Below are 9,385 nucleotides of genomic sequence, written 5' to 3'. Positions count from 1 at the left end.
ATCGTTTGACCTACCTTGACCGAAGAAATAGGGATTTCCCCTTCCTCCCCATCTGCTATCACCTTTAAGGTCTTGGGCTGCAACCCTATCAATTTCTTTATGGCGGAGGATGTATTTGATTTCGCCTTTTCTTCCAATAATTTCCCCAATGAAATAAAGGTGATGATCACTGTGGCCGCCTCATAATATACATGGGGTTCCATGCCTTTACTGAGCCAAAATTCAGGAAAAAAGGTATTGAATGCACTGAACAAAAAGGCAATGCCCGTACTGAGTGCGACCAAGGTATCCATATTGGCCTTACCGAATCTGGCCTGTTTGAGGGCATTTATGAAAAAACTTCGGCCAAACCAGAACAGGATAGGAACGGCAAGTACCAACGAAATCCACCTACCCAGGACCCAATCCATAAAAAACATCCCCAGAAGGAAAATGGGAAGTGTCAAAATAGCGGACCAAAGGGTTCGCTTTTTTATGGATACATAATGCTTTTTCGAAAGCTCTTCCTGTACTTCGGTAGGATCCTCGGCATCCACAATTATATCATAACCGATTTGACGTACCGCATTTTGAAGATCGCTTAGGTCCATAGCACTGTCATACTCCACAAGGACCATACTGTTGGCAAAGTTGACACTGGCATTGTAGACCCCTTCGGTATGGCCCAGCATGGATTCCACGCTGGATGCACAGGCAGCACAGGTCATTCCAGTGACCGGGAAAGATTTTTTTGACACCATCTTCGGTTTCCTTTCGGTGTCCTCAATAATATCGATTGCATCCATTTTCTACTCCGATTTGTATGGTACAAATTTCAGAATAGACCTAAAATGCACTGTTACGTTATTTACTGAAAGAGTTGTAGAATTTTCCGAAAAATCAACCTTTACCTTTCTTCGTCAAGTACTTAACCTTAATTGGTGAGTGGTTTTTAGAATTCGGCAACATCTATGAGATCAGGTTCGCCCACGTCAATCTTTTTTGGAGAATTTGCCCCGATCAGTTTAGAATATATTCGATAGGACAAACCATTGTAGTGAACTTGGGGCAAAACGAAAGCATTGGTAGTAAGTAATCGCCTCTCATTCGGCCAGATTCTTTGTTTCTTCGCTAAGCGATCCCTCGAATTTAGGAATAGGCCGCTTTTCTTTCCCAGCTTCGGTTTCCACTATTCCATTTTCCTTGATGTCGTTTATCAACCATTGCATTTCCATTATCTCCCTGCGTTGCGCCTTGATAATTTCATTGGCAAGCTCACGTACCCTGACATCTTTTATTTGAGAACGTTCACTGGTCAAAATAGCAATGGAATGATGGGGTATCATTCCTTCCATGTAGTCGACTCCTGAAACGGTAACCTGACTCCTGACCAGCCATATCCCACCTGCAATCAACAAAACACCCAAGGCTAAAATTGACATGTTCTTGCGTCGGTCTTTATACATCTGTAGCATATATAGCAGCATAATAATGATCATCGATCCCCCCATTATCAAAGTCATGAAAAATCTAGTCTCACTATACCAAAAATGATCAATGATTTGATATGAGTGGGTGTACATTAAAAAAAACATGGCGACCATTGAGGTGCCAATCATCGCAAAAAACTTTAAATAATTATTGGATTTCCTTTGACTATCTTCCATTGTGCAAATTTTATCTGGTTATTGTGATTATTCCTTGACTTTCGATTATTGTATTGTTCCATTCCAATTGTAGGCCTGACAATTTACCTGTCCCAGTTATCATATATTGGTTCAATTGGCTTTGCTCATCGCTTGTATTTTATATTGACCTCCGTTATTTTCCAATGCCTTTTGTAGATTTTCAAGGGGGACCTCAAATTGCGACTCCACTGTAGCTTCTGCGTTTTTTAGATTGACCGCTACATCGGCTACACCGGCCACATTGAAAAGAGCTTCTTCAACGTGCCCCCTACAGCCATCACAAGTCATTCCTTCTATTTGGTATCTTCTTTTCATGTTGTGATGATTTTATATTTTAACAATTTTACACATAGAATCAACAATGTTGGTTCCAACACGTATGGGAAAAGTAACACTTTCTGTATAAGGGCATTGTTTGAAAAAAAACAAACCTTGACCCATTTGCGAAGAAAGATGTTTTTTAAATAGCGTTTAGGAGGATGGTTCCTTGGAAAGGTATTGCGCCCTTAATGGTAGAGGTTAAATATCATCAAGCGATATTCTATTTTGTATGGCACTTTTCTTAAATTGTGTAGGTGTCATTCCAGTAACTTTTTTAAATTGGTTGCTTAAATAGGCAACGCTGCTATAGTCCAATTGAAACGCTATTTCCTTTAAGCCCAATTCGTCATAAACAAGAAACTCTTTGATCTTTTCAATCTTTTGGTTGATGATATATTGCTCCAAGGTAATGCTTTCCACCGCGGAAAACAGCGAACTAAGATACTTATAGTCAAGATGCAATCCATCGGAAAGGTATTCGGGCCATTTGACCTTTTCCATGGGTCCGGTGTAGTGTATCGCCTCAATCACTAGGTTTTTGATCTGTTCTATCAACTGACCTTTACGATCGTTGATGATCGTAAATCCAATTTTCTCAAGTCGTTCGTTGAGACCTTCCCGTTTTTCAGGCGTGATTTTCCCATTGAGGGTTATTTCACCCAACGACACATTCATATAGGGAATGCCCTCATCGTCCAAAATACCTTTGACGGCCATGATGCATCTCGGACAGACCATGTTTTTGATGTACAACACATCTTTCGATTTACTGGACCCAACTTCCATATCATGCAGTGAATTTCCACAGGGCCTTCAAAAAAATGACGACCACTGCCAATATAACGATCAATATCAAGGCCAATATGCCAAGGATTTTCATTCTTTTTTCCTTTCTATTCTTGGCCGGGTCCCGTTTCCTTTTCGCCAGCCCCCTTTTTTTCTTTCGTCTTTGCCTCCTAAGTTCGCTCATTTTTCCCAAAATGGTTCAACTGGCACAATAGTCAACTATTTGCTCCTAACAGGAGTCCTTTGCCAAATAAGTATGTCAATGTGTTTGAACTATCGCCTTTTCCATAATTTTCTGATCGTTGGTGAGCTGACATACCACAACAAGAATCCACTCAAAACGGTAATCAATCCCATCAGGGAAAAAATCCGTAAAACCATGGTGTTAAAATCGTCCCGTCCCTCATAGTCCATGGTATGGGTCATCCACAAAAAATCGAACCATCTCCAGGACCGATGCCTTACACGTTGAAACGACCCATCGGTCTCTGAGACATACGCTTTAAGGTTTTCATCCGTTTCATAGGTGATCACATAGGCCGGTAATGGACGTCCACGATACTCGTGCTGCCCACCTGTTTGGGTGAGTCTTTCAACACTTTTGACCTTAAGTTCGGGCAACATATACTGTGAAGCAACGGCCAAGGCCTGTTGTTCATCGATACCCTTTTTGATCTCCCCCGTTTGTGCATCCATCAAAACCTCACCATTGATCCAATAATAGGGACTTCCCCCTATATTTCTCATTTCCAAAGATTTGATTTTAACGTTCCCGTGTCCATTGGGAGCAATTAAATTCCCAAATTCTGACTGGTCCGGATGCTCCTTGATGAATTGATCTCCATGGATCTCGTCAATGTCCGTCCAACTAAAATATAGTCCACTGATGGTCCACATTAGGAACTGGATCCCAATAAATAGGCCAAGATATCTATGTATCTTTCTGACCTTCATCGATGTTTTTCTTCCGACCATTAGTTCTTCCCGTTGTTCCGTGAGGAGTTATGCATCTTTACAATTTTCCAATCCCCATCCGTTTTTTTAAGGATGGTGGTGGCAACCCCTTTTCTGCTGATCGTTTTGCCCTCACCTCCATTTTCCGATTTTAGGCCAATGGTATAGACATAGCTTTCCGTAGTAAAGGCAAAGGGTAGCTCCACCTTCACTTCAATGGTATAATCCGAGAACTTAAAACTGTTGAAATGTCCAAGTTCTGGACCTATATGATGGTCGTGATAATGTTGATAGGTGCCTTCCACGCCCCCGGATTCAAAAACTTCGGAATCTTCCGCAAAAAGCTCCAAGGTACCTTCCGTGGTCAAGTTTTGCAGTGCTTCTTTATAGCTTTCCAATATCCTCAGCACAGCGGCCCTGTCCTGGTCTAGGTTTTCCTTGTTAGGGTTTGTTTGGCCAAAGCTTGTCCCTGTGAGAAATACGGCCATTAGAAAAATCTGTAAAGTAATACGTTTCATTGGTTTGTTTTAACATTGTTTAGGTTAGTATATATTGTATGATAAAGGCTCCCAGGACAATCGAAATGACGATCCCATACAGGATATGGGCCAACCATTTTTTTAAAATGGCCTTTTTCGGCTGCACAGGTCCATTGTCACGACAACAATCTTTCATCCTTTTTTTCCATTAGTGCCTGACAAGGGAAGGGAACGATTAACTAACTAACTCACCAACCAATCAACTTTGGGTGTTCCCCTCCCTTTCAGGACTTTATTTCCTCATTCATAGTAACCGGACATGACCAACAACAATAGCAATATCGTTTGTCCCGGTTTTAGGGTAATTTCCATGTCATTTTCAATTATCCAATTCTTCCATTAGATCATTTACCAAGGTCAATATCCGTTCTTTCTCTTCCACCGATAATTTTGCATCCTTATGGATCAGGGTATAGGAAGATAGGGGCATCTTATCGTCTTCGATCTGACTTGCGATGGACTTTAGTTTGCTCCTTTTTCTTCGATCCGAATAGTCGCCCCATTCATTGAAATTGAGTTCTTCCTTTCCCTCTTTTATGTGTTCTTCCAAAAACCAGGCGATGGGTTGGACCTTATTGTACCACGGGTATTGGGTGTTGTTACTGTGGCAATCATAGCAAGATACCCGCAAATCGTGTTCGATATCCTTGGCAACCTGGTTCACCGACATGAAGTCCGTATCGGGAACCACATCGCTCAAGTTGGGATCTGTGGGCACAAACTGGATGCCCACAAATCCCAACAGCACTACCAATACTATGATTTTCAGTACTTTCATTTAATTGATTTCCTTTTGCACCTTACCACAGGTCAACATCTTACTTCCAAAAAATGGATTCTGGATTTCGCTACTTGCGCTGAGCCACGTTCCTCCTTGGTTGTTGTTGTACATGGGGCAGAATTGTTGGTACAAGGTTTTGGAAGTCCCGGTTATGGCAATAAAATCGACCATATCCTTGCCCAGTCCCTCAAAGTGTTCCCGTTGGTGACCGATATCACTTTTGGCGATATGCTCCCCATGTTCCTTGGCCACTTCAATGATATCGGACAGCTCCTTCTGTTGCTGTTCATCGTATCCGCTGATATCAAAGCTGCCCAAGGCACTGGCCAAGGCTTGGCCCGATTTGGCCGCTTCATCCTTATTGTCCGCCACCAGGGCATTCTTCAGTTGGAGGTAGCTATCGATCACGGATGTGCCCTGTGCATCGGACGAACCCATATCATGGTCCATGGTCCCGTGGTCCATTTCCCCTGCAGTGCTCTCATGGTGATGGCCCTCTTCCGTTCCCATCTCCATATGGGCTCCTTCCTTGTCATTTGTTTCCTTCTTACCGTCCTTACAGGAAATCACGGTAATGGTCAAAAGCGCAATGGCAATTGTACTTAATGTAACTGTTGTTCTTTTCATTGTAATTGATTTTAAGATTAATTCCTCATTTTGATTGCCCAGGGTCGGCATATTTGTATTATCCCCCATTATTGTTGCTATTTTAATTTTTTCATCTAATTTTCCATTTCTCCCACGCAGGCACTCTACCCTTATTCTTCCTCGACCGTACGCTTTTTCCCCAAAAACAATCGTTCCCCGAAAAAAATAAGCACCATCAATACCAGGGCAACAATGACCACCAAAAGATCACTACCGGCCTTTGACCAAATAAAGGCGCCCAACACCAGTACATCCAGCACAAGGGCCGTAATGAGGATAATGGGATTTGCACCGATTTCCTTTCGTAGATTGTTTAGGACCCCCCAATGGATCCCGATATCCATGATCAAATAAAAGATGGCCCCCAATGCAGCGATCCGGCTCAGATCGAACAACATGGTGAGCCCTATGGCAATCACCACGGTATACACCAACATATGTTTCTGTATGTCCCCGGGAATCCCAAAATGTCGATGTGGTATCAATTCCTTTTCAGTGAGCATGGTGGTCATCCGGGAAACGGCAAAAATGCTGGCAACGACCCCGGAAACGGTGGATATGATCGCCAGACCAACGGTGAACCAGACCCCATATTTTCCAAAAGCGGGTCTGGATGCCTCGGCCAGCGAATAGTCCTTGGCCGCAATGATTTCCTGGATGGAAAGATTGGAAGAGACCGCAAATGCCACCATGAGATAGACCAGGGTACATATCACCAAAGAAATGACAATGGCCCGTCCCACGTTACGTTTGGGATCGACGATCTCATCCCCACTATTGGTAATGGTGGTAAAACCCTTATAGGCCAATATCGACAGTGCCAATGCCCCCAAATAATCCACCAGGGAATGCTCGGTCAAGGACTGGGAAGGAACGACCTGATCAAAGGTAAATCCAGCTGCCCAAAGGCCACCAATGGCAAAAACCGCTATCCCGCCGATTTTTAGTATGGCCATGACCAAGGACGATCCCCCGATAGCTTTGTTTCCCATCACATTGACAATAAAGGCTGTGATCAACAACAATACCCCAAGGATCGGGGGCCAGAATCCTTTCGACTCCACATCAAAAAGCTCCAATACGTAGGTCCCGAACGTCCGGGCCACCAAACTCTCATTGATGACCATGGAAAGGGCCATCAGCAGTGCACCGGTAGCGGTCCAGGCCGTTTTACCGTAAACCTTTTTGAGGTACATGCCAATGCCCCCGGCAGAGGGGTAGGTATTGGACATTTTGACATAGGTGTAGGAACTGAAACCTGAGATGACTGCCCCGATTAAAAAAGCAAAGGGAAACCATTGGCCGGAGAGTTCGGCAACCTGACCCAAGAGCGCAAAAATTCCCGCACCGATCATCACACCGGTTCCCAAAGCAATGGTATTGGTCAGACTCAGGCTATTTTTTTTGTATTCTGCCATTTAAAAACGGGCTAGCAGGCCTCCGCCCCAACCATATCGGTTGTTGTAATTGGCCTGGATTGAAAAATTACGTGAAAGGATATAGGAGGCCCCTACCAGCCATTGGGTCTCACTTTCATAGGATGAATTCCCCAAATCGTTGACCCATCCAAAATCGGCCCGAAATTCATATTCCCCCTCGAGGAAAATCCTGGGAAAAAGCAATAGTTCCCTATCCAACCTTATTCTTGGACGCAGCTGGTGGTCCATACTCACATCCATATTAAAGCGGTATGGGGTAAAATACTTGACCCCTATCAGTCCCACTGTATTGAAACGGTCATAGGAATCAGGGATGGAGGTTTCCGTGTTTACCCCTGCATAGACCCGTACCCAGTCATTGAGATACCTGTTATAATTGACTTCCACCTCGGCATTTTGGTCGTAGTCAAATTCTGCCCGTACCCCAAATTCATTCCTGATATTACTTGAAACAAGGAAGAGTTCATTAAAATTGGAACCCAATCTGGCAGCACCCCAAGCATAATAATGGTCAGTTTCATCTACCAACTTTTGAACAGGAAAATCCTTCATCCTCAGATCCCTTGGGGTATCATAACTGAAAACCCTGGCCATGCCCCCCATCATGTGGTAGAGGATATGACAGTGGAAAAACCAATCCCCGTACTCTTCATTATAAAATTCGATGACCACTTTCTGCATGGGCGGCACATTGACCGTATGTTTCAAGGGTGACTTTTCACCATTCTCATTGATGACCCTGAAATAATGCCCATGGAGGTGCATCGGATGGTGCATCATGGTCAGGTTGTTGAGGGTGATCCGGGTTACTTCCCCACCTTTGATCTTGATCTTATCGGTTTCTGAAAGTGGCACACCGTTCATACTCCAGATATACCGTTGCATATTTCCCGTCAGGTTCAACAGAATGTCATTGACGGGCAGATCGGCATTATAGGTAGTACTTTCCTTTGCTTTTAAGAAGTCATAGTTGAAATACGTTTTACGGGTATCGTAATCAAAAGCTGAAGTGTCTTTCTGCATCATTGGCATAGTCTGAACCATAGGGTTTTCCATCTTGTCCTTATGTCCGGTGGATTTCATTGACGTTGAATCCTTTTCCATTCCTGCCATATCCCCCATCTTTTTATCCATCTCCATGTGCCTATGATCTTCATTCGCATTCATAGGCCTTTTATCATCCATCTTCGCAATGGGTTTATCCTTTTGACCGCTCATTTCGGTCTTATCCATCGACATCCCATTGTGCATACCCATATCCATGCTGCCATCCTTCATGTCCATCTGCATCCCATACTTTTGCATCAAATATTCGGGTGTATTTTTCTTCTTGTTGCCGGCCATTGCCGGAGCTCCCATTTTCATGTCCATTTGGGCCATTTGTTTCATCATCGCCACTTTGTCGGGCCTATCGATGGTCGTTGCGGGAAAAAGCGTTCCCTGCCCTAAATGCAACGAGGTATGCCCGGAGCCGTCCTGTGCCGTGGCCGTTACCTCCAAAGTGCCTTCAGGAACGGTCACGATGACATCATAGGTCTCGGCAATGCCAAAAAGAAAACGACTTTTGGAAACAGGCTCCACATCGACACCATCCCCGGAAACCACCATGGGGTTACCGCCACCGAAATCCATCCAATAATAGGTGGAGGCAGAGGCATTGACGAACCGGAGCCGCACTTTTTCCCCTGGTTTGAAATCAGGGTATTCGGCCAATGTTTTCCCATTGGTCAAAAATGCGGGGTAGTAGATATCCGCAATATCCGCTCCTTCCATACGATCTCGCCAAAATTTGAGTTGTGCACCTAGTGCACCTTCCTTGATGACCCTGCTCAAGGGCACCGCGGTCCCTTTTTTGACCTGGTACCACTCGTTTCCCCGTTTAAGGTTTCGGAGCACGTTCATGGCCTTTTCGTTCGTCCAATCGGAGAGCACCACGACCAAATCCTTATCGTAGTCCAACGTCTTTTCCTTGGGATGGATCAGTATCGAGCCATACACCCCCTTTTGCTCTTGCAGCATGGTGTGGGAATGGTACCAATAGGTACCTGATTGGTTGATCGGAATCCGATATTGGAAAGTTGTGCCAGGTTCTATGGGCGGTGTGGTCAAATAGGGAACCCCGTCATAAAAATTGGGCAAGATCAATCCATGCCAGTGTACGGAGGTTTCCACATCCATCTTATTGGTCACGTTGATCAGGGCGAAGTCACCCTCGTTGAATTCCAAGACCGGTCCCGGAATACTCCCATT

Annotated in this window: 10 protein-coding genes; all 10 read right to left on the bottom strand. The window is 44.3% G+C overall.

Annotated features, from left to right (window positions below; genetic code table 11):
• The coding region (locus tag J0656_RS19885; protein ID WP_207037065.1) for a cation transporter at window positions 1-785 on the bottom strand (785 nt) is incomplete at its 3' end.
• A gap of 297 nt (window positions 786-1,082) precedes the next feature.
• Window positions 1,083-1,445, bottom strand: a complete 363-nt coding sequence (locus J0656_RS20260; RefSeq protein ID WP_231562625.1) for a DUF305 domain-containing protein — start codon at window positions 1,443-1,445, stop codon at window positions 1,083-1,085.
• A gap of 312 nt (window positions 1,446-1,757) precedes the next feature.
• On the bottom strand, window positions 1,758-1,982 hold the full coding sequence (locus J0656_RS19875) for a heavy-metal-associated domain-containing protein (RefSeq protein ID WP_090294903.1): 225 nt from the start codon (window positions 1,980-1,982) through the stop codon (window positions 1,758-1,760).
• A 204-nt stretch (window positions 1,983-2,186) separates the two neighbouring features.
• Complete coding sequence (locus J0656_RS19870) at window positions 2,187-2,744, bottom strand: helix-turn-helix domain-containing protein (RefSeq protein ID WP_313790835.1); 558 nt, start codon at window positions 2,742-2,744, stop codon at window positions 2,187-2,189.
• A gap of 303 nt (window positions 2,745-3,047) precedes the next feature.
• Window positions 3,048-3,749 carry a PepSY domain-containing protein gene (locus tag J0656_RS19865; protein WP_166248537.1) on the bottom strand — a complete coding sequence of 234 codons (702 nt, stop codon included), beginning with the start codon at window positions 3,747-3,749 and terminating at the stop codon, window positions 3,048-3,050.
• Window positions 3,749-4,246 (bottom strand): YybH family protein, encoded by a 498-nt coding sequence (locus J0656_RS19860; RefSeq protein WP_036385862.1) that lies wholly within the window; start codon window positions 4,244-4,246, stop codon window positions 3,749-3,751. Before J0656_RS19860 ends, J0656_RS19865 begins: the two co-directional genes overlap by 1 nt.
• 340 nt (window positions 4,247-4,586) lie before the next feature.
• Complete coding sequence (locus tag J0656_RS19855; RefSeq protein WP_036385864.1) at window positions 4,587-5,045, bottom strand: heme-binding domain-containing protein; 459 nt, start codon at window positions 5,043-5,045, stop codon at window positions 4,587-4,589.
• Entirely contained in the window at window positions 5,046-5,675 is a 630-nt protein-coding gene (locus J0656_RS19850; protein WP_207037063.1) for a DUF3347 domain-containing protein, read from the bottom strand.
• 131 nt (window positions 5,676-5,806) lie between these two features.
• A complete protein-coding gene (locus tag J0656_RS19845; RefSeq protein ID WP_036385867.1) occupies window positions 5,807-7,114 on the bottom strand; it encodes an APC family permease in 1,308 nt (435 codons plus the stop codon).
• The coding region (locus J0656_RS19840; RefSeq protein WP_207037062.1) for a multicopper oxidase domain-containing protein at window positions 7,115-9,385 on the bottom strand (2,271 nt) is incomplete at its 5' end.

Source organism: Flagellimonas aurea (genome assembly GCF_017313785.1).
Taxonomy (GTDB): domain Bacteria; phylum Bacteroidota; class Bacteroidia; order Flavobacteriales; family Flavobacteriaceae; genus Flagellimonas; species Flagellimonas aurea.
The sequence above is the reverse complement of the archived record's forward strand: the minus strand, read 5'-3'. Positions and strand labels throughout refer to the sequence as shown.

What these genes read in the sequence shown, in the direction of transcription:
- J0656_RS20260 (WP_231562625.1), bottom strand. Translation starts at nt 1,445, where the DNA reads ATGTATAAAGACCGACGCAAGAACATGTCAATTTTAGCCTTGGGTGTT.
- J0656_RS19875 (WP_090294903.1), bottom strand. Translation starts at nt 1,982, where the DNA reads ATGAAAAGAAGATACCAAATAGAAGGAATGACTTGTGATGGCTGTAGG.
- J0656_RS19865 (WP_166248537.1), bottom strand. Translation starts at nt 3,749, where the DNA reads ATGGTCGGAAGAAAAACATCGATGAAGGTCAGAAAGATACATAGATAT.
- J0656_RS19860 (WP_036385862.1), bottom strand. Translation starts at nt 4,246, where the DNA reads ATGAAACGTATTACTTTACAGATTTTTCTAATGGCCGTATTTCTCACA.
- J0656_RS19855 (WP_036385864.1), bottom strand. Translation starts at nt 5,045, where the DNA reads ATGAAAGTACTGAAAATCATAGTATTGGTAGTGCTGTTGGGATTTGTG.
- J0656_RS19850 (WP_207037063.1), bottom strand. Translation starts at nt 5,675, where the DNA reads ATGAAAAGAACAACAGTTACATTAAGTACAATTGCCATTGCGCTTTTG.
- J0656_RS19845 (WP_036385867.1), bottom strand. Translation starts at nt 7,114, where the DNA reads ATGGCAGAATACAAAAAAAATAGCCTGAGTCTGACCAATACCATTGCT.